Annotated in this window: 17 protein-coding genes and 1 tRNA gene; 8 read left to right on the top strand and 10 right to left on the bottom strand. The window is 70.2% G+C overall.

Annotated elements, in window-relative coordinates; genetic code table 11:
• Window positions 1-35: 35 nt before the first annotated feature.
• A complete protein-coding gene (locus tag IFT88_RS03480; RefSeq protein WP_192119436.1) occupies window positions 36-953 on the top strand; it encodes a bifunctional methylenetetrahydrofolate dehydrogenase/methenyltetrahydrofolate cyclohydrolase in 918 nt (305 codons plus the stop codon).
• Between the two features lie 666 nt (window positions 954-1,619).
• On the opposite strand, the gene galK is transcribed toward IFT88_RS03480, so the two are convergent.
• Window positions 1,620-2,825 (bottom strand): galactokinase, encoded by a 1,206-nt coding sequence (gene galK / locus IFT88_RS03485; RefSeq protein WP_056228742.1) that lies wholly within the window; start codon window positions 2,823-2,825, stop codon window positions 1,620-1,622.
• Entirely contained in the window at window positions 2,822-3,925 is a 1,104-nt protein-coding gene (gene galT / locus IFT88_RS03490; RefSeq protein ID WP_137847485.1) for a galactose-1-phosphate uridylyltransferase, read from the bottom strand. The genes galK and galT overlap by 4 nt, the downstream gene beginning before the upstream one ends.
• Before the next feature lie 79 nt (window positions 3,926-4,004).
• On the opposite strand from galT, the gene IFT88_RS03495 reads away from it, so the two are divergent.
• Both IFT88_RS03495 and IFT88_RS03500 read left to right on the top strand, forming a co-directional pair.
• A complete protein-coding gene (locus tag IFT88_RS03495; RefSeq protein WP_231567185.1) occupies window positions 4,005-4,871 on the top strand; it encodes a DeoR/GlpR family DNA-binding transcription regulator in 867 nt (288 codons plus the stop codon).
• Between the two features lie 71 nt (window positions 4,872-4,942).
• The gene (locus IFT88_RS03500) at window positions 4,943-5,884 is read left to right on the top strand and encodes an aldose 1-epimerase family protein (protein ID WP_043597265.1); all 942 of its coding nucleotides are present in this window, start codon (window positions 4,943-4,945) and stop codon (window positions 5,882-5,884) included.
• Window positions 5,885-6,366: 482 nt separating this feature from the next.
• Here the strand turns inward: IFT88_RS03500 and IFT88_RS03505 are convergent.
• Window positions 6,367-6,439: transfer RNA gene (locus tag IFT88_RS03505), tRNA-Lys, on the bottom strand.
• Between the two features lie 149 nt (window positions 6,440-6,588).
• Between IFT88_RS03505 and IFT88_RS03510 the strand changes: the two genes are divergently transcribed.
• The 3 genes from IFT88_RS03510 (at window position 6,589) to IFT88_RS03520 (ending at window position 9,550) form a co-directional block, all read left to right on the top strand.
• Window positions 6,589-7,218, top strand: a complete 630-nt coding sequence (locus IFT88_RS03510) for a DNA-directed RNA polymerase subunit beta (protein WP_192118907.1) — start codon at window positions 6,589-6,591, stop codon at window positions 7,216-7,218.
• A 797-nt stretch (window positions 7,219-8,015) separates the two neighbouring features.
• Complete coding sequence (locus tag IFT88_RS03515) at window positions 8,016-8,612, top strand: sigma-70 family RNA polymerase sigma factor (RefSeq protein WP_043597262.1); 597 nt, start codon at window positions 8,016-8,018, stop codon at window positions 8,610-8,612.
• Entirely contained in the window at window positions 8,609-9,550 is a 942-nt protein-coding gene (locus tag IFT88_RS03520; RefSeq protein WP_052505446.1) for an anti-sigma factor, read from the top strand. The genes IFT88_RS03515 and IFT88_RS03520 overlap by 4 nt, the downstream gene beginning before the upstream one ends.
• A 157-nt stretch (window positions 9,551-9,707) precedes the next feature.
• Here the strand turns inward: IFT88_RS03520 and pstB are convergent, their stop codons facing one another.
• From pstB to IFT88_RS03555, 7 genes are all read right to left on the bottom strand, one after another.
• Window positions 9,708-10,487 (bottom strand): phosphate ABC transporter ATP-binding protein PstB, encoded by a 780-nt coding sequence (pstB, locus tag IFT88_RS03525; protein WP_043597259.1) that lies wholly within the window; start codon window positions 10,485-10,487, stop codon window positions 9,708-9,710.
• Between the two features lie 64 nt (window positions 10,488-10,551).
• A complete protein-coding gene (pstA, locus tag IFT88_RS03530) occupies window positions 10,552-11,646 on the bottom strand; it encodes a phosphate ABC transporter permease PstA (RefSeq protein WP_043597258.1) in 1,095 nt (364 codons plus the stop codon).
• Window positions 11,646-12,608, bottom strand: a complete 963-nt coding sequence (gene pstC, locus IFT88_RS03535; protein WP_043597255.1) for a phosphate ABC transporter permease subunit PstC — start codon at window positions 12,606-12,608, stop codon at window positions 11,646-11,648. The genes pstA and pstC overlap by 1 nt, the downstream gene beginning before the upstream one ends.
• Before the next feature lie 155 nt (window positions 12,609-12,763).
• A complete protein-coding gene (locus IFT88_RS03540) occupies window positions 12,764-13,864 on the bottom strand; it encodes a phosphate ABC transporter substrate-binding protein PstS (RefSeq protein ID WP_446718815.1) in 1,101 nt (366 codons plus the stop codon).
• A 227-nt stretch (window positions 13,865-14,091) separates the two neighbouring features.
• A complete protein-coding gene (locus tag IFT88_RS03545) occupies window positions 14,092-15,033 on the bottom strand; it encodes an NUDIX hydrolase (protein ID WP_192118909.1) in 942 nt (313 codons plus the stop codon).
• The gene (locus IFT88_RS03550; protein ID WP_056228765.1) at window positions 15,030-17,201 is read right to left on the bottom strand and encodes an RNA degradosome polyphosphate kinase; all 2,172 of its coding nucleotides are present in this window, start codon (window positions 17,199-17,201) and stop codon (window positions 15,030-15,032) included. The genes IFT88_RS03545 and IFT88_RS03550 overlap by 4 nt, the downstream gene beginning before the upstream one ends.
• 115 nt (window positions 17,202-17,316) lie before the next feature.
• Entirely contained in the window at window positions 17,317-17,952 is a 636-nt protein-coding gene (locus IFT88_RS03555) for a helix-turn-helix domain-containing protein (protein ID WP_043597248.1), read from the bottom strand.
• Between the two features lie 167 nt (window positions 17,953-18,119).
• Between IFT88_RS03555 and IFT88_RS03560 the strand changes: the two genes are divergently transcribed.
• Both IFT88_RS03560 and IFT88_RS03565 read left to right on the top strand, forming a co-directional pair.
• On the top strand, window positions 18,120-19,730 hold the full coding sequence (locus IFT88_RS03560; RefSeq protein WP_192118911.1) for a cytosine permease: 1,611 nt from the start codon (window positions 18,120-18,122) through the stop codon (window positions 19,728-19,730).
• Entirely contained in the window at window positions 19,727-20,476 is a 750-nt protein-coding gene (locus tag IFT88_RS03565) for an aspartate/glutamate racemase family protein (protein WP_043597246.1), read from the top strand. The genes IFT88_RS03560 and IFT88_RS03565 overlap by 4 nt, the downstream gene beginning before the upstream one ends.
• The last annotated feature ends 46 nt before the right edge of the window (window positions 20,477-20,522 follow it).

Below are 20,522 nucleotides of genomic sequence, written 5' to 3' on the forward strand. Positions count from 1 at the left end.
CGGGCGTCGGGGTCGAGGACCCGTCACACGGCACGGTGGGCGTCCAGCGCACCCGTTTCGTCGCCGGTGACGACTCGTCCGCGGTGAAGATCGACGGGGCGGCTCTGGCCGCCGCCGTCAAGGACGACCTGCGTCTCCGGGTGGACGCCCTCAAGGCCCGTGGAATCGCGCCGGGGCTCGGCACGATCCTGGTCGGGGCGAACCCCGGCTCGTTGTCGTACGTCGCGGGCAAGCACCGTGACTGCGCCGAGGTCGGCATCGAGTCCATCCGCATCGACCTGCCCGACACGGCGACCGAGGCCGAGATCCGACGGGCCGTCGAGACGATGAACGCCGACCCCGCGGTCACGGCGTTCATCATCCAGCTGCCGTTGCCCGCCGGCATCGACCCCACGGCGATGCTCGAACTGATGGACCCGGCCAAGGACGCCGACGGCCTGCACCCGGTCAACCTCGGCGAGCTCGTGCTGGCGGTGCCGGGTGGCAAGGGCTCGATCGACACGCCCCTGCCGTGCACGCCGCGCGGCATCGTCGAGATGCTGCACGCCTACGACATCCCGATCGCGGGGACGCACGTCACGATCATCGGGCAGGGGCTGACGGTCGGGCGGCCGCTCGGGCTGCTGCTGACCCGCCTCGAGGCGACGGCGACGCTGACGCACTCCCGGACGGTCGACGTGGCCGCCGAGGTACGTCGGGCCGACATCGTCGTGGCCGCCGCGGGAGTCGCGGGGCTGGTCAAGCCGGACTGGGTGAAGCCCGGGGCCGCCGTGATCGACGTCGGCATCACCCGTGTGCTCAACGAGGAGACGGGCAAGTACAAGCTCCGCGGAGACGTCGACCCCGCGGTCGCCGCGGTCGCGGGCTTCCAGTCGCCCGTGCCGGGAGGGGTCGGCCCGATGACCCGGGCCATGCTGCTGAAGAACGTGGTCGAGGCCGCCGAGCGCCCCTGACGCCCCGCGTCACTCGTGGTGCTGTGCCCATCCCGTGGTGCTGTGCCGGGGTCGCACCCTCATTCCGCCACGAAGTAAACACGCCGCCACGCAATCGCATGGCGGTGTGTTTACTTCGTGGCGGGGTGTGCTGCCGCTGCACCCACCACGCCAGAAGATGGACACAACGCCAGGCTTTCTCCTGGTGCTGTGCCCGTCTCGTGGTGCTGTGCCCGTGCCGTGATGCTGTGCCGGGGTCGCGCCCTCATCCCGCCACGAGGTACACAACCCGCCACGCAATGACGTGGCGGCGTGTTTATCTCGTGGCGGGGTGTGATGCCGCTGCACCCACCACGCCAGAAGATGGGCACAGCGCCGGGTTTTCCTCTGGTGCTGTGCCCATCTCCTGGTGCTGTGCCCGTCTCGTGGTGCTGTGCCCGTGTCGTGATGCTGTGCCGGGGTCGCGCCCTCATCCCGCCACGAGGTACACAACCCGCCACGCAATGACGTGGCGGTGTGTTTATCTCGTGGCGGGGTGTGATGCCGCTGCACCCACCACGCCAGAAGATGGGCACAACGCCAGGCTTTCTCTTGGTGCTGTGCCCATCTCGTGGTGCTCCGTCCGACGCGGCCGGCCACGGGGTGAGGCAGCCCGGCAGCCCGGCCGCAGGCGGCAGGCGGCAGGCGTCAGGCGTCGCGGCGGGCGCCCTCGGCGGCGTGCACCGTGAACACGGTCGGGGCCGTGTGGCCGGCCTCGGCGAAGGCGGCGATGATCGCGGCCTCGACGTCGGCACGAGCCTCGGAGGGGACGAGCGCGATGGCCGATCCGCCGAAACCGCCACCCGTCATGCGGGCGCCGACGGCACCGGTGGCCTGAGCGGTGGCGACGGCGAGGTCGAGCTCGGGCACCGAGATCTCGAAGTCGTCGCGCATCGACACGTGCGAGGCGTCGAGCAGGTGGCCGATCGCGCGCGGGCCGTCGGTTCGCAGCGTGCGGACGGTGTCGAGCACGCGCTGGTTCTCGGTGACGACGTGACGGACGCGACGGAAGGTCTCGTCGTCGAGCAGTTCTTCGGCCCGAGCCAGGTCGTCGGCGTCGAGGTCGCGCAGGGAGTCGACGCCGAGGGCGGCGGCGCCCTTCTCGCACGACGCGCGGCGCTCGACGTAGCCGCCGGTGGCGTGGGCGTGCTCGACATGGGTGTCGACGACGAGCACCTCGAGGCCGGCGGTGGCGAAGCCGAGGTCGACGACGTCGGCGTCGAGGCTGCGGCAGTCCAGGAACACCCCCGAGTCGGCCTTGCCGAGCAGTGACGCGGACTGGTCCATGATGCCCGTCGGGGCGCCGACGACCTCGTTCTCGGCGAGTTGTCCGACGGCGGCCAGGGCCGAGCGGTTGACGTCGAGCGACCAGAGCTCGGCGAGGGCCACGGCCACCGAGCACTCGAGTGCGGCGGACGACGAGAGCCCGGCGCCGACCGGCACCTCGGACTCGACGAACAGGTCGAGGCCCGGCACGCCCGACAGGTCGACGGTCGAGAGGTCGCCGCCGGCGGCCGAGAACGAGGGTGAGTCGGCGCGGTCGTGTGCGACCGACAGTGCCCAGGCGATGCCGAGGGCGTACGCCGACCAACCCGACATCGAGGCCGGGTCGAGGTCGTCGAGCGACACCTCGTGCACGCCGCCCTCGAACGACGACGCCACGCGCAGCAGGCGGTCGTCGCGGCGCCCGACGGTGACGGTGGTGCGGCGGTCGATGGCGAAGGGCAGCACGAACCCGTCGTTGTAGTCGGTGTGCTCGCCGATGAGGTTCACGCGGCCCGGTGCGGACCAGCGGCCGGCGACCTCGGTGTCGAAGACCTCGCGGAAGCCCTGGGGAGTGGTGGTGTCGGTCATGATCGCTCGATCGCCTCTCGGATTCGGTCGGCCTGCACCTCGGGGACGAGGTCGCCCACCCAGGCTCCCATCGCCGCCTCGGAGCCTGCCAGGAACTTCAACTTGCTCTCGGCCCGACGAGGCGAGGTGATCTGCAGCATCAGGCGTACGGTGTCGCGGCCGACGCCGACGGGGGCCTGGTGCCATGCGGCGATGTAGGGCGTCGGGTCGTCGTACAGGCCGTCGACACCACGCAGGAGGCGCCGGTACATGACCGCGAGCTCGTCGCGTTCGTCGTCGGTCAGCGCCGCGAAGTCGGGGGCGTGGCGGTGCGGCAGCAGGTGGATCTCGACCGGCCAGCGCGCGGCGAACGGCACGAAGGCCGTGAAGTGCTCGCCCGCGAGGACGACGCGCGGGCCGGAGCGTTCGCGGTCGAGCAGGTCGGCGAACAGGGTCGGCCCGTAGGTCTCGATGCTGTCGAGCAGCCGCGTGGTGCGCGGCGTGACGTAGGGGTAGGCGTAGATCTGGCCGTGCGGGTGGTGCAGGGTGACGCCGATGGCCTGGCCGCGGTTCTCGAACGGGAACACCTGCTGGATGCCGGGCAGGGCCGACAGGGCGGCCGTGCGGTCGGCCCAGGCCTCGACCACCGTGCGGGCGCGGGACTCGCTCAGGTCGGCGAACGACCCGTGGGTCTCGGGGCTGAAGCAGACGACCTCGCACCGGCCGACGCTGCGCAGGGTGCGTTCGAGGCCGATGCGGGTCAGGTCGTCGAGGCCCTCGGGGGCGTCGTCGCTCTCGAGCAGCGGCCCGAACGACGGCGAGCGGTTCTCGAACACCGCGACGTCGTAGACGTCGGGGATCTCGGACGGGTTCGTCTCGCTGGCCGGCGCGAGCGGGTCGAGCTCGGCCGGGGGCAGGAACACGCGGTTCTGCCGTGAGGCGGCGATCGAGACCCACTCGCCGGTGAGGACGTCCTGACGCATGGTCGCCGTGTCGGGACGCGGGTCGAGCGTGCGGGCGTCGACGCGTCGCTCGGCCGTGAGCGTGGTGTCGGCGTCGTCGAAGTAGATGAGTTCGCGACCGTCGGACAGGACCGTCGCGCGTTTCGTGATGGACGACATCGCGCCTCCTTCAGTTCGGGGCACTCGCGACCACGACTTGCAGTTGCGAAAGTACGTGAAAGCATACGAAACTGGCCGGGTGAACGGCAACTCGATCCCGCCCCCGGTGCCGAGGCCCGAACCGCTGCCGGGCGAGCGACGTCGTGACCGCATCGCCGACCTCGTCGGGCGTCGCGGGTTCGTGCGCACGGCCGAGCTGGCGCGCGAGTTCCGGTTGTCCGAGGTGACGATCCGCACCGACCTCGAGAGTCTGGCGGCCGAGGGCCTGCTCTCGCGGGTCCACGGCGGGGCGCTGTCGGTCGACCGGCCGGCCGAGCGGCCGTTCGAAGAAGAGAGCTCGGTCTCGACCGAGGCCAAGAGGGCCATCGGGGTCGAGGCCGCCTCGCTCGTGCGCTCGGGCGACTGCGTCGTGCTCGACGTCGGCACGACGACCACGCAGATCGCGCTGGCCCTGCTCGAGCGGCACGACCTCGAGGGGGTCGTGGTCGTGACGAACGGCCTCACCATCGCGCTGGCGCTCGAGCAGGCGGTGCCGCGCTTCACGGTGATCGTGTCGGGCGGCACCTTGCGACCGCTGCAGCACTCGCTGGTCAACCCGCTGGCGACGAGCGTGTTCGCGAGCGTGACGGCCGACCTGGCGTTCATCGGCTGCACCGGCGTCCACGCGACCCACGGCGTGACCAACGTCAACCTGCCTGAGACCGATCTCAAGCGCCTCATGACCCAGACCGCCCGACGGTCGTACATCGTGGCCGACGGCAGCAAGCTCGGCGAGGCCCACTTGGGCGTCATCGGGCCGCTCGACACCTTCGAGGGGCTCGTCACGGCGGGTGCCGACGCCGCCGCCGTCGCCGAGCTGCGTCGGGCCGGCCTCGCCGTCGTGACCGCAGGAGGCGCGGGCGAGGTCGACGCGCCTCCTCACGACCCGGCCTCCTCGCGTCCCTGAGTCCGTGGTCCCTCGTCAGGGGCCGCGCGAGATCCCGGACGCCACCGACACCCGAGAGCGAGACTGGAACGATGACGACGAGCAACCCGACCGGAGAGCAGTACGACCTCACCCTCGAGCACGACGGGCACCGCGTCACGGGTGTCGTCACGCAGGTGGCGGCGGGCATCCGCGCGCTGGCCGTCGACGGCGTCGCCCTGACCGAGACGTTCGGCGCCGACGAGGCGCCGCCCTCGGCCTGTGGCATCACCCTCGTGCCCTGGCCGAACCGCGTCGCCGGCGGACGCTGGACGCTCGACGGGCGCGAGCAGCAGCTCGACCTCACCGAGCCGGCCAAGGGCAACGCCAGCCACGGGCTGCTGCGCTACACGGCCTACCGGGTGGTCGAGCGCGAGCCCCACGCCGTGACGCTCGGGGCGACGGTGTTCCCGCAGCACGGGTACCCGTTCCAGCTCGACACGACGGTGAGGCACGAACTCGTCGTCGACGGCATGGTCGTCACGCACACGATCACGAACGTCGGCCCCGACCGGGCCCCGTTCGCCGTCGGGTCGCACCCGTTCTTCCGGGTGGGCGACCACGATCCGGCGACGTTGACCGTCACGCTCGCGGCGGCGACGCGGTACGAGACGGACGAGGCGAGCATCCCGGTCGGCACGTCACCCGTGGCCGGCACCGAGTTCGACCTGTCGCAGGGGCCGCGCCTGGGCGACCTCGACCTCGACACGGGCTACCGCGACGTCGAGCCCGACGCCGACGGCATCCGCACCACGACGTTCACGGCCCCCGACGGTTCGGCGACCGAGCTCTGGCAAGACCCGTCGTTCGAGTACGTGCAGGTGTTCACGCCCCGCAACTTCCCCCGCGACGGGGTGAAGGGGTTGGCCGTGGCCGCCGAGCCGATGACGGCACCGGCCAACGCACTGGCCTCGGGGGAGGGGCTGCGGTGGCTCGACCCGGGCGAGACGTGGACGGGCAGCTGGGGTGTGAGGTACCGGGCGGTCGGCGTCTAGTGGCCCTCACCGACGAGGGGTGGCGAGCGCACTGTCCGGATTGCGCGAACCTGGGACCGGCCGGTTCCGGTCAGCGTAGCGTCCACTGCTGTCTCCCCAGGGTCCCGTAACCCTGGCGTACCCCGTAACGACACCGTCGGCTTGTCCGACACCTGTCGCGAGGAGGCCGAGCGCCCCTCCCGGCCCGAACCGGAGGGGCGCTTTCTCTCGTCCTCGACAGAAAAGCCGACACGTGACGTCTTCAGGGCGTATGTTCTGCGCATGCCAGGTGGGTGGGACCCACCTGAAATCGGGGGACAGGATTCGGGTTCGGTCTCTCGTGGTGGGGCCGCCGCATTCGGGTGCGACGTCGGCCCCGCCTTCCCCGGCGGCAGGGTGCGGCCTCTGAAGTCACCGGAACGCGGGCTCGGAGGCCGAGTCACTGGACGCGGGCTCGGAGGCCGGACGACGTCGAGCATCGCAGGGACTGCGACGGATACAGGTGGGCCCCGTGGGGCTCGAACCCACGACCCGCGGATTAAAAGTCCGATGCTCTACCAACTGAGCTAGAGGCCCGTGCGCGTCCACTTTACGGGATGCCGCGCCTCCTGCTCGCCAGGCCGACCCGTGCCTCCTCGGCGGAGTCGGCACCGACGTCGTGTCGACCGTGATGCCGTGGGCGAACGCTCGGCTCGGTGTCGGTGGTCGCGCCTATCGTGGGTCCGGTGCCGAGACCATTCCACCGCCCGACCCAGTTCTCGGGGTCCGAGTTCGAAGCCTTCCAGGGCGGAGACGACCCCGCGACGATGAACCGCGTCGCCCACGAGTCGGCCTCGGCCCTCGTCGCCCGCGTCAAGCACGACCCGAGCCCCGAGATCCTCGACCGGCTCGTCACGTTCACCGACCAGCACGGCATCGACGCGGTCGCCGAGTTGTGGGCCCGGGCCAGCCCGCACAGCCTGCCCGGTGCTCTCTGGCGCATCTACCTGGTACGGGCCGTCATCCGGCAGAACCCCGTCGAGGTCACCCAGCTCTTCGAGCGGGGGGTCGAGGTCGCCACCACGATCGACCCGGTGGTCGCGGGCGCCCCGGCCCCGGCCAGCCCGGAAGAGATCCTCGAACTCGCCGACCTGATCCTCCGCGGTGTCTTCGTCGGGGACTTCGCCATCGCGCTCGAGCGAGGTGCCGCGTTCTGCCGCCTCGCCGCCGCCGGAGCCACCTCGGTCGCCGACGACCAGGACGCCGCCGGGTCCGATCGCGCCAGCGAACTCACGCGCCGCGCGCTGCGCTTCAGCGAACTCGGGGTCGACCTCGTCGCCTGCGCCCACCTGTGGCGCGACGACAGCCTCGACTGAGCGACGCCCCGCGAGCGTCCGAGTTCAGAGCCGGGCCGCATCCCATCGGGCGGGCCGGGCCCGACACGCGCGGACCCGTGCGGCGTTCGCACGACGCGAACTCGTCGGACCACCAGGCTCGAGGCGGGTAATGTATCTGTGGTCGGGCCGCAGTAACCCCGGGCTCCAAATTTAGCCGCTTCGAGCGGCCTCGCGCCGAGAGGCGTTTCTGCGGTCCGGCACCTCTTCCTCCCGAGACGAGATCTCGGTCGAGACCCGGTGCGATGATCGACCGCCATCCTCCTCGTGACGTGCCCGCGCCTCCTCGTCCCCGCGTCAGCGTGCAATTCGCGACAACTGGACAGCGTCCGGCAGCTGCAGAAGAAAAATGAGCGGCGCGTCGGGGCTTGTCGGTCGGGTTCGGCACGCCTTCCGGTCCGCTGTGGGTCGGATTCGGCCCGGAGTGCCGACCAAGCGACACGAGCGCGTCCGGATGTTCGCCCAATCCGCCTGGCTCCCCGTACCGAACCATTGACGTGAGGGATCCACGATCCCCCGCCGACACCCGTCCTCCCTAAGCTTCGGGCGTCGGCGGGCTGGTCTCCCTGCGATGCACCGGGCCTGAACGCCATCCCAGACGGCCGCATCGCAGGGGGTCCCGTCCGCATCAAGAACACGGCACCACGAACACCGCACCACGAAGCACCACGAACACCGCACCACGAAGCACCACGAAGCACCACCAGCCCCACATCACGATCCGCCCCGGATCGTGACCCACGAACCGACGAACAGTGCGACCGGAGGTGAACCCTGACATGCTCGAACTCGTGACCCGAGAGACAGAGACACCCGAGAGCGGGCCCGCTCCGTCGACCCCCGACATGTTGTTGCCGCGGGTCGCGCAGGGTGACCAGGCCGCTTTCGCCGAGCTGTACGACCAGACGGCACCCCGTGTGCTGGGTCTGATCAAGCGCCTCCTGAAAGACCATGCCCAGTCCGAAGAGGTGACCCAAGAGGTCTTCCTCGAGATCTGGCAGAACGCCACGCGCTTCGACTCCGCCCGGGGCAGCGCCGCCAGCTGGATGCTCACGATGGCGCACCGCCGCGCCGTCGACCGCATCCGCGCTTCCCAGGCAGGGCGCGACCGCGACCTCAAGATCGGTGTGCGCGACCTCGAGACCGACTACGACTCGGTCACCGAGTCCGTCGAGATCCGCATCGAGCACGAGCGGGTCGAGCGGGCCCTCGGGCGCCTCACCGAACTGCAACGGCAGGCGGTGAAGCTCGCCTACTACGGCGGCCTCAGCCACAGCGAGGTCGCGAAACTGTTGGACGTGCCGATCGGCACGGTCAAGACCAGACTGCGCGACGGCATGATCCGTCTGCGCGACGAGATGGGGGTGGCTTCGTGACCGACCACGACGAGCCCACGCACGGCCGCCACGCGGACGACGCGGGCACCACGAGAACCGACACCGACCACCTGTCCGGCGCCTACGTGCTCAACGCACTGAGCGACGACGAACGAGACGCGTTCGAGGCACTCCTCGACGACACATCAGACCAGCACGACGACACCAGGACGGAGGTGGCCGAATTGAGAGAGACCGCATTGCTGCTCGCCCACGCGGCCCGGCCCGTCACCCCGTCGGCGGGGCTCCGCGCCAGCGTGCTCGACCTCATCGCGTCGACGCCGCAGCGGGCTCCGCTCACCGCGACGACCCCGACGAGCCCCACGGCAGACCACGACATCGCGACGACCGCAGGAGGCGCGGGTGACGACGACCACGAACGTCGCGTCGAGCGTGCCCCGGCCCCCGAGATGGAGCCGAGCGAGTCCGAGGGTGCCCGCGTCCTCACGCCGACCGGGGCCGCGCACCGTCGCTGGTTCACGCGTCCCGTCGCCGTCCTCGGTGCGGCCGCCGCGGCTGCCGCGCTCTTCTTCGGCGGTGGAGCCCTCGTCGAGGGCCTCGGTCAGTCCGGCCAGCAGCAAGAGCAGCAGGCCTCCGGCATCGACGAGATCTACGCCGCGAGCGACTTCCAGCGCTCGGTGGCCGACGTCAGCACCGGTGGCAAGGCGACGCTCATCTGGTCGAACGAACTCGGTCGCTCGGCCGTCGTCGTCGACGGGATGACCTCGCTGCCCGGCGACCAGACCTACGAGCTCTGGTACATCAACGACGACGGTGCCGTGCCCGCGGGTACCTTCGACGCCTCGTCGAACGCCCCGGCCACCCACGTGCTCAAGGGCGAGATGAACGCAGGCGACACGGTCGGCATCACGGTCGAGCCCGCGGGTGGATCGTCGTCGCCGACCAGCGACCCGGTCGTCGCCATCCCCAGCGCCTGACCCGGCACGCCTGACCCGGCACGCCTGGTCCGGCACGCCTGACCCGGCAGCCACGAGAAGAGGCGGTCCACCACCCGGTGGACCGCCTCTTCTCGTGTGCACCTCGCGGACACGCGACGTGCAGATGCGCCTCACCCCGAGGAGGCGCGGTGTCGGATCAGCCGAAGCGTCCCGACACGTAGTCTTCCGTGGCCTGCACGCTCGGGTTCGAGAACATCTTCGCGGTGTCGTCGTACTCGATCAGCTTGCCGGGCTTGCCGGTGCCCGCGATGTTGAAGAACGCGGTCTTGTCGCTGACGCGGCTGGCCTGCTGCATGTTGTGGGTCACGATGACGATCGTGTACTGCTGCTTGAGCTCCTCGATGAGGTCCTCGATGGCGAGCGTCGAGATCGGGTCGAGGGCCGAGCAGGGCTCGTCCATCAGCACGACGTCGGGGGAGACCGCGATGGCCCGTGCGATGCAGAGGCGCTGCTGCTGACCGCCCGAGAGGCCGGAGCCGGGCTTGTCGAGGCGGTCCTTGACCTCGTTCCAGAGGTTCGCACCCTGCAGCGACGACTCGACGAGGCCGTCCTGGTCGCTCTTCGACATGCGACGGTTGTTGAGCTTGACGCCCGCGAGCACGTTGTCGCGGATGCTCATCGTCGGGAACGGGTTGGGGCGCTGGAACACCATGCCGACCTGACGACGGACCAGGACGGGGTCGACGCCGGGGCTGTAGAGGTCGTTGCCGTCGATCAGCACCTCGCCCTCGACGTAGGCACCGGGGATGACCTCGTGCATGCGGTTGAGCGTGCGCAGGAATGTCGACTTGCCACAGCCGGACGGGCCGATGAACGCGGTGACCGTGCGGGGCTCGATGGTGATGTTGACGTCTTCGACAGCCTTGAACTTGCTGTAGTAGACGTTGAGGTCGTTGACCTCGATGCGCTTGGACACGGTGATTCCTTCGGGGTGGGAGCCGGGTGGGAGCCGGGACGGGGTGTGGGTCGGGGCGGCCGGGTCAGCGGCCGAGCTTGGGGGCGAAGACGCGGGCGATCAGGCGGGCCAGCAGGTTCAGGGCCATCACCATGAGGATCAGGGTGAGGGCGGAGGTCCAGGCCCGGTCGATGAAGGCCGCCGCGTCGGTGCCCTGGCTCACGTACGAGCTGTAGGCGAACACCGGCAGCGACTGCATGCGACCGTCGAAGAGGTTGTAGTTCATGCTGGCGGTGAACCCCGCCGTGATCAGCAGCGGCGCGGTCTCACCGATGATGCGCGCGATGGCCAGCATGACGCCGGTCGTGATGCCGGCGACCGAGGTGGGGATGACCACCTTGACGATGGTCAACCACTTCGGCACGCCGAGGGCGTAGGCGGCCTCGCGCAACTCGTTCGGCACGAGCTTCAGCATCTCTTCCGTGCTGCGCACGACGACCGGGATCATCAGGACGGCGAGTGCCACGGAGCCCGCGGCGCCCATGCGGACGCCTTCGCCGAAGAAGATCACGAAGAGGGCGTAGGCGAACAGGCCGGCGACGATCGACGGGATGCCCGTCATGACGTCGACGAAGAACGTGATCGCGCGAGCCAGACGGCCCTGGCCGTACTCGACGAGGTAGATTGCGGTCAGCAGGCCGATCGGCACCGAGATGACCGCGGCCAGCGCCGTGATGAGCAGGGTGCCGGTGATGGCGTGCAGGCCACCGCCGCCGGCTCCGACGACGTTGCGCATTGACATCGCGAAGAAGTCCGCGTCGAACCGGTTGGTCCCCGAGGTCACGACCGTGAAGAGGAGCGAGACCAGCGGGACCAACGCGATGATGAACGCGGCACTGACGGCGGTGGTGACGACGCGGTCCTTCGCGCGGCGGATGCCCTCGATCTGCATCGCGACGACGAAGACGAGCACGGCGTAGAGCACGGTGCCGAGGATGATCGCACCGACCCAGTTGAACGACTCGGTGACGCCGGCCGCGTTCAGCAGCGCGAAGACGACTCCCATGACGACCCAGCTGCCGAGCAGGATGACCAGCGGGGCGGCCTTGGGCAGACGGCCCGTCGTGAGGGCGTTGACCGAGGGGCTGGACCGGCGCACGCCGGCGGTGGTGGTGGCCATCAGTTCGCTCCCGAGAAGGCCTTGCGGCGGTTGATGACGTAGCGGGCGATCGAGTTCACGATCAGGGTGATGACGAACAGCACGAGGCCGGTCGCGATCAGGGTGTTGATGCCGATGTCGTGCGCCTCGGGGAACCGCAGGGCGATGTTCGCCGCGATGGTCGAGGAGTTCGTCGAGGTCAGGATCGCGGGGTTGATGACGAGCGCCGGCGAGAGCACGAGGGCCACAGCCATGGTCTCGCCGAGAGCACGCCCGAGGCCCAGCATCGCGGACGAGATGACGCCGGGGCGGCCGAACGGCAGCACGGCGATCTGGATCATCTCCCAGCGGGTGGCCCCGAGGGCCAGGGCGGCCTCTTCGTGCAGCACCGGCGTCTGGAGGAAGACCTCGCGGCTCAGGGCGGTGATGATCGGCAGGATCATCACGGCGAGCACGATCGAGGCGGTCAGGAGGGTACGACCCGTGCCCGAGACGGGGCCGGCGAAGAGCGGGAACCAGCCGAACGTGCTGACCAGCCAGTCGTAGAAGGGCTGGATCGCGGGGGCGAGCACGATGCTGCCCCACAGGCCGAAGACGACCGACGGCACGGCGGCCAGGAGGTCGATCACGTAGCCGAGTCCCTGGGCGAGCTTGCGCGGCGCGTAGTGCGAGATGAAGAGGGCGATGCCGATGGCGACGGGGAGGGCCATCAGGAGGGCGAGGGCGGCGGCGTAGACCGTGCCGAATGCCAGCGGTCCGACGTACTGCCAGAACGATCCGGGGTAGCCCGAGAGCGAGACGTCCTCGGGAGCCGCGGTGAGGGCCGGGATGCTCTGCACGATGAGGAAGAGCGCGACGGCCGCGAGGATCGCGAGGATGAGGCCGCCGGCGACGACCGTGCTGCCCGAGAAGATCCGGTCGGCAGGACGTCGCTTGGGCTTCGGGACGACGGCGGGGGCCGAGGTCGTGGCGGGGGCGGTCATCGGACGGGGTCCTCCGGAGGCTCGGGTGGGGTTCGGGGGTTGTGCGTGGTGCTGATGGTCGTGCGTCGTGCGTCGTGCGTCGTGCGTGGTGCCTGTCAGGCCGATGGCCCGGGAACGCACGCGGTGCGTTCCCGGGCCCCCGGGGTGGTGCCGTGTTACTTGATCAGTGCGATGGCGTCGGCGACCTGGCCCGAGAGGGTGCTCGAGATCGGGGCCGAGCCGGCGGCGTCGGCCGCGACCTTCTGGCCGTCTTCGCTGGTGACGTACGAGAGGTACGCCTTGACGAGCTCGCCCTTGGCGGCGTCCTCGTAGGACTCGCACGCGATCAGGTAGCTGACCAGGACGATCGGGTAGACGCCCGCGGCGGTCGAGGTGCGGTCGAGCGCGATGGCGATGTCACCGTCGGTGCGACCCTCTTCTTCGGGCGACTCGTCGACGATGGCGGCAGCGGCCTCGGCCGAGTAACCGACGAAGTCGTCGCCGACCTTGACCTTGGCGACACCGAGGTCACCGGCGCGCGAGGCGTCGGCGTAGCCGATGGTGCCGGTGCCGTTGGTGACGGCGTCGATCACGCCGGTGGTGCCCGAGGCGCCCTCGCCGCCGAACGCGGTCGGCCACGTGCCGTCGGCCTCTTCGGTCCAGGTGTCGCCCGCGGTCTCGTGCAGGTAGTCCGTGAAGTTCTCGGTGGTGCCCGAGTCGTCCGAGCGGTGGACGGCGGTGATGCCCGTGCTGGGCAGGTCGGCGTCGGGGTTGTCGGCCTTGATCTCGGCGGCGTCCCAGGTGGTGATCTTGCCGCTGAAGATGCCGGCGATAGTGGCGGGGGTCAGGTTGAGCTCGTCGACGCCGTCGAGGTTGAAGACGACCGCGATGGGCGAGACGTAGGCGGGCAGCTCGACGATGCCGGTGTCGGGCGTGCAGCCGGCGAAGGTGCTCGACGAGATCTCGTCGGTCTTGAAGGCACGGTCGGAGCCGGCGAAGTCCGCGGCGCCCGAGATGAAGCTCTCACGGCCGCCACCCGAACCCTGCGGGTCGTAGTTGATGGTGACGTCGGGGTTGGCGGTCTGGAAGCCCGCGACCCAGGCTTCTTGCGCGGCCTGCTGCGACGAGGCGCCGATGCCCGAGATGGAGCCGGAGAGGTCGCTGGCCGATGCGTCGCCCGAGGGCGAGGCGCCGCCTTCGTTGCTGGCGCAGGACGCGAGGAGCATGGTTCCGACCGCGGCGATCGCGACGATGCTGCCGGTGCGCTTGAAGTTCACAGGGGGGTCCTTTTCGGGATGTGATGGCTGGGTGCTGTGGGCCAGGTGCCGACCCGTGCGAGACGCTACGGCGACGGGTTAACCACGGTCGCCTGCCCCGGTGAACGGAAGGTGAACGAGGGGGGAACATCGGCCGGGACAAGCGCGTCCCGACAGAGGTCGGCCCCCGCCCGTCGCAGGCGGGGGCCGACCGTCTCGATGACGTAGGGGAGCCGAGGAGGCGCGGGTCAGGCGGCCGGGCCGTGCGTCTCGATCGCGACGAGCGCCGTGTCGTCGACCGAGACGTGCAGCACGGTGAACTCGGCCGTGCCGAGCGACGAGGCACGGCGCAGGTCGATGCGGTCGCCCCCCTTGGTCCCCAGCGAGATCTGCCGGATGACCTCGGGCAGCACGGGGCCGTGGCTGCAGATGACGGCCGCGACCTTCTTCTTCAGTCGCTTCTTGACCACCCCGGCGACGTCGTCCGTGCCCTGTTCGAAGGCGTCCTGGCTGATCGCGTCGGTCTGTCGGACGCCGACCCGGGTCAGCTCGGACAGGGGCTCGAGCGTGGCCAGGCACCGCGCCGCCGTGCTGCTGACGATGCGCGTCGGGGCCCAGGCCGCGATGACCGGTGCGACCGACTTCGCCTGGCGGCGGCCCTGGGGCAGCAGCGGGCGTGTGGCGTCCGAGCCGTGCCAGTCGGACGGCGAGGTGGTCTTCGCGTGACGGAGGGCCACGATCGGGAAGGTGCGAGCCCTGCCCGTCGTCGCCCGGTCGGCGAAGCGCTGGAGCACGTCGGCGTCGCGGGCGTAGGTCAGCATCGCCTTCGCCTTGTCGATGCCGACCCACTCGATGGCGGCGACCTCGTGGTTCGGCGTGAACGTCCCGGCCTCGGCCACGGACTCGTCGGTCACCTCGGCGGACCAGTAGTGCACGACCTTGTCGCGACCGCCGGGCAGCAGGTACTCGGCCGTGCCGAGCGGGGCGCCCAGCGTGACGCGGTAACCGGTCTCTTCGCGGATCTCCCGAACGGCCGTCTGGGGCGTCGCCTCGCCCGGGTCGACCTTGCCCTTGGGCAGCGAGACGTCGCCGTGGTGGTCGCGGTGGATGAGCAGCACCCGGACCTTGCCCTCGACCAGCCGCCAGCAGACGGCGCCTGCGGCGACGACGGTCGTCGAGGTGATGGTCATCGCTTGGAGCGCTTCCGCTGCGTGATCGCCTTCATCTGGGCGTTCTGCAGATCGGTCAGCGACCGGCCCTCGGCGTCACGTGCGTGGCGGGTCCAGGTGCCGTCGGACTCGAGCCACCAGGAGGCGGTCTCGTCCGACATGGCCTGCTCGAACAGGTCGGCGACCTCGGTGAGGTGGTCGGCCTGCGTCAGGCGCACCAGGGCCTCGACGCGACGGTCGAGGTTGCGGTGCATCATGTCGGCGCTTCCGATGAAGACCTGCGGGTCGCCGTCGGCGGCGAACCAGAACAGACGGCTGTGCTCGAGGTACCGCCCGAGGATCGACCGAACCCGGATGTTGTCGCTGAGCCCCGGCTCACCCGGCTTGATCGTGCAGATGCCGCGCACCCAGACGTCGACGGGGACCCCGGCCTGGCTCGCCTTGTAGAGCGCGTCGATGATCTGCTCGTCGACGATCGAGTTGATCTTGATGCGGATGCCCGCGGGGCGCCCGGCCTGCGCGTTCTCGATCTCGTTCTGGATCTGTTTGAGCAGACCGCGACGGAGGTAACGAGGAGCCACGAGCAGTCGCTTGAACTTCTTCTCGATCGCGTAGCCCGACAGCTCGTTGAAGAGGCGCGTCAGGTCTTTGCCGACCTGGTCGTCGGCGGTGAACAGACCCATGTCTTCGTAGATGCGGCTGGTCTTCGGGTTGTAGTTGCCCGTGCCGATGTGCGTGTAGTGCTTGAGCGTGCCCTTCTCCTGGCGGATGACCAGGGCGAGCTTGCAGTGGGTCTTGAGCCCGACGAGGCCGTAGACGACGTGCACGCCGGCCTTCTCGAGCTTGCGGGCCCAGGTGATGTTGTTCTGTTCGTCGAACCGCGCCTTGACCTCGACGAGCGCGAGCACCTGCTTGCCCGCTTCGGCGGCGTCGATGAGGGCCTCGATGATCGGGCTGTCGCCGCTCGTGCGGTAGAGCGTCTGCTTGATGGCCAGCACGTTGGGGTCGGCCGCGGCCTGTTCGAGGAACGCCTGCACGCTGGTCGCGAACGACTCGTACGGGTGGTGCACGAGGATGTCCTGACGCGCGATGCTGGCGAACATGTCTGGCTTCATGTTCGGCTCGGTCTGCTGCAGCTGGACCGCCGTGGTCGGCAGGTGCTTGGGGTACTTGAGGTCGGCCCGCGGCATCTTGGTGATCTCGAACAGGCCGGCCAGGTCGAGCGGGGCCGGCAGCTTGTAGACCTCTTGGTCGGTCACGTCGAGTTCGCGGACGAGCAGCTCGAGGGTGACCGGGTCCATGTCGTCGGTGATCTCGAGGCGGATCGGCGGACCGAACCGGCGGCGCAGCAGCTCGCGCTCGAGGGCCTGGATGAGGTTCTCGGACTCGTCCTCGTCGACCTCGACGTCTTCGTTGCGGGTGACGCGGAACACGTGGTGCTCGACGACCTCCATGCCGGGGAAGAGGTCTTGCAGGTGGTTGGCGATGAGGTCCTCGAGGGGGATGAACCGCACGCGGCCGCTGTCGTTGTCGGGCAGCTGCACGAAGCGCGGCAGCATCTGCGGCACCTTGAGGCGGGCGAACTCCTGACGCATCGTCTTCGGGTTGCGGACGCGGATGGACAGGTTCAGCGACAGCCCCGAGATGTAGGGGAAGGGGTGGGCCGGGTCGACCGCGAGCGGCATGAGCACCGGGAAGATCTGCTCGGCGAAGATCTCGCGCATGCGCACCCGGTCGGCCTCTTCGAGGTCGGACCAGTTCTCGATGTGGATGCCTGCGTCGTCGAGGTCGGGCTTGACCAGGTCGAGGAACGCCCGGGCATGGCGCTCTTGCAGCTCGTGGGCCTTCTTGTTGATGTCGGCCAACACCTCGTTCGGCCCGCGCCCCACGTTGGTCGGCACGGCGAGGCCCGTCGCGATGCGGCGCTTCAGGCCGGCGACGCGCACCATGAAGAACTCGTCGAGGTTGCTCGCGAAGATCGCCAGGAAGTTGGCCCGTTCGAGCAGCGGCGTCGTCGGGTCCTCTGCGAGCTCGAGCACGCGCTGGTTGAACGCAAGCCAGCTCAGCTCGCGGTCGAGGTAGCGCTCGGCGGGCAGGGTGCCGTCCTCGAAGCTGACGATCTCGTCGAAGTCGTCGAGGAAGTCGGGGGTGACGCCGGCGCCGTCGACGCGGGGTTCGCTGCTGTCCATCGCACCATCGTGCCACCCCCGACCGCCTCTCAGCGTCGTCCCGGGTAAACGCGAGATGACGTGTGGACACCCGACGGCCGGGGGAGGAGGCGCGGGCGGGCCCGGTCGCGCCGGTTCAGTGCACGATCAGCCACGTGGCGACCGCGTCGACCCCGCCGACGTTGCTCAACCGGTGCGGCAGGTCGCACGGGAAGGTGATCGAGTCGCCGGCCCGCATCGTGACGGTCTCGTCGGGGAAGTCGATGGTCAGCTCTCCCGAGGTGACGGTGCCGACCTCGTAGCCCTCGTGGGTGACGAGGGCGGCGACCTCGGTGGCGAGGGCTCCGGGCGGGTAGGTCGACTCGAAGAAGTCGACGCCCGAGAGATGGGCGGGCGAGAGGCGGCGGAAGACCACTCCGCCGCGGAGCACGACCGGCTGCGCCGCGCCTCCTCGGGCCAGGACGTAGCCGCCCGTGGCGGCGTCGCCGCGGTCGGACGGGGCCGTGCGACGGGTGGCGGGCTCGGCCCGGTCGTCGAAGACGTCGGCGAGCGGCACCCCGAGCACCTGGACGATGGCGATCAGCCGGCTGACCGAGGGGCGCCGGACGCCGCGCTCGATCTGCGACACGGCACTGGGTGAGATGTCGAGGGCCCGGGCGAGGGCGCTGAGCGAGAGACCCGCCGCCGCGCGGAGGTGGCGCAGGCGGGCGCCGAGGGCGGCGGCGTCGAGATCGCCGATCGCCGACGGGGACGCGTCGGGGTCGTCGGGCATGACCCTCCTGGTGCGGGGACGGGTGGTCGGGCTGGCGCGCTCTCGTGAAGCAACCGCTGTCACGAACACGTAACACGGCCGACATGAGGCCGAATCCGTGAAGCCATAGATTCACGGTCGACCCGTCCCGCCGATCGTCAGACTACAACGCCGCCTGGAGGCACGCCGTGACCACAGACATCGCCCGACCCCCGGCCGACCCGGCCCCGTCCGCCGTCGGAGCCGCCGGCCCACCCGCCCCGCTCACGTCCGTCGCGGCCGCTCGGATCGAGGGTGCCCGGGACCCCCGGCTGACGAACGACGACCTCGCACCGCTGAAGAGACAGTCCTGGTCGAGCTACAACATCTTCGCCTTCTGGATGTCGGACGTGCACTCGGTCGGCGGCTACGTGACCGCCGGCAGCCTCTTCGCCCTCGGCATCGCGAGCTGGCAGGTGCTCGTGTCGCTCGTGGTCGGCATCGTGATCGTCAACGTCTTCGCGAACCTCGTCGCCAAGCCCAGCCAGCGCACGGGCGTTCCCTACCCGGTCATCAACCGCGCCGTCTTCGGCGTGCTCGGGGCCAACGTGCCGGCGATCATCCGGGGCCTCATCGCGACGGCCTGGTACGGCGTGCAGACCTACCTGGCCGCGGAATCGCTTAACATCGTCTTCCTCAAGTTCGTCCCGTCGACGGCCGCGCTGCTCGAGCCGTCCTTCCTCGGCCTCAGCGCCCTGGGGTGGATCTCGTACGGCATCCTGTGGTTCGCCCAGGCGGCCCTGTTCTGGCGCGGCATGGAGACCATCCGTCGGTTCATCGACTTCGCCGGTCCCGCCGTCTACGTGCTGATGATCGCCCTCGCGGTCTACCTCGTCTCGCAGGCGGGCTGGAGCGCGATCGACCTCGACCTCTCGGTGGGCGAGCCCCTGTCGTTCGCCGCGTCGTTGCCGGTCATGGCGTCGGCCGTCGCCATCGTCGTCAGCTACTTCTCGGGGCCCGTCCTGAACTTCGGTGATTTCTCCCGGTACGGCAAGAGCTTCGCGGCGGTGAAGCGAGGCAACTTCCTCGGGCTGCCGGTGAACTTCCTCTTCTTCTCGATCCTCACCGTGCTGTGCGCCTCGGCGACGGTGCCGGTGTTCGGTCGACTCATCACCGACCCGATCGAGACCGTGGACGCCATCGGCACGCCCTTCGTGGTCCTGCTCGGCGGTCTCACCTTCGTCACCGCGACCGTCGGCATCAACATCGTCGCCAACTTCATCGCACCGGCCTTCGACTTCTCGAACGTCGCGCCGCGGAAGATCAGCTGGCGGCTCGGCGGCATGATCGCCGCCGTCGGTTCCGTGCTGCTCACCCCCTGGAACTGGTACGGCAACGCCGAGGCGATCCAGTACACGCTCGGCGTGCTGGGGGCGCTGATCGGGCCGCTGTTCGGCATGCTGATCGCCGGCTACTACCTCGTCGCCCGTCAGCGCGTCGCCGTCGAGGACATGTTCACGATGTCGCCGTCGGGTCGCTACTGGTACCGCGGCGGGTTCAACCCCAACGCCGTCTGGACCCTCGTGCTCGCGGGCGCCGTCTCGGTCGCGTCGGCACTCGTGCCCGGTTGGGTCGTGGACGCCGGTGGCCCCTCGCTCACCTGGATCGGCAACTACAGCTGGTTCGTCGGCTGCGGCCTCGGTCTCGTGCTGTTCTGGGCCCTCGAGAAGCGTCGGCCCCGCATGCCCCGACTCGACGCCGACGACCCCACGGTCGACGACGGGACCGTCGACCGACCGACCGAGGGCCGGACCGCATGAGGCTCCGCCTGATCAACCCCAACACGACACAGGCCATGACCGCCGCGATCGGCCGCACCGCGGCCGCCGTCGTCGGGCCGGGCACCCGCGTCGAGGCGCTCGGCCCGTCGATGGGTCCCGCGTCGATCGAGAGCCACTACGAGGAGGCGCTGGCGGTACCCGGTGTCCTCGAGTTGGTCCGCGACGGAGAACGCGACGGTGTCGACGCCCACGTGCTCGCCTGCTTCGGCGACCCGGGGTTGGACGCCGCCCGCGAGCTGGCGACCGGCCCCGTGCTGGGCATCGCCGAGGCCGGCATGCACGCGGCCTCGATGGTCGGGCGCGGCTTCGGCATCGTGACCACGCTCGGGCGCACCGTCGGGCGGTCCCGCGAGCTGGTGCAGCGGTACGGCTTCGCCGACCGCTGCGTCGAGGTCCGCGCGTGCGAGGTGTCGGTGCTGGGACTCGACGACCCCTCGTCGGACGCGCGAGCCCTGATCGTCGACGAGTGTCACGAGGTCCTGGCGTCGGGGGCCGACGCGGTCCTGCTCGGCTGTGCCGGGATGACCGACCTCTGTCGGTCGATCTCGGACGAGATCGGCGCCCCCGTCGTCGACGGGGTCGCCGCCGCGACGGTGTTCGCCGAGTCCCTCGTGCGTCTGGGGCTCGTCACCGGCAAGCGCGGCGAGTACGCGCGACCGCCGCTCAAGGAGATCACCGGCCTGCTGTCACCGTTCGCCCTGGGCGGTGCGCCGGCCCTGCTCTGAGGTGCCCTCGGCCGACCGCCGCCGCACCCCGCGGACGACGACGCCC

Source organism: Frigoribacterium sp. CFBP 8751, from assembly GCF_014841545.1.
Taxonomy (GTDB): domain Bacteria; phylum Actinomycetota; class Actinomycetes; order Actinomycetales; family Microbacteriaceae; genus Frigoribacterium.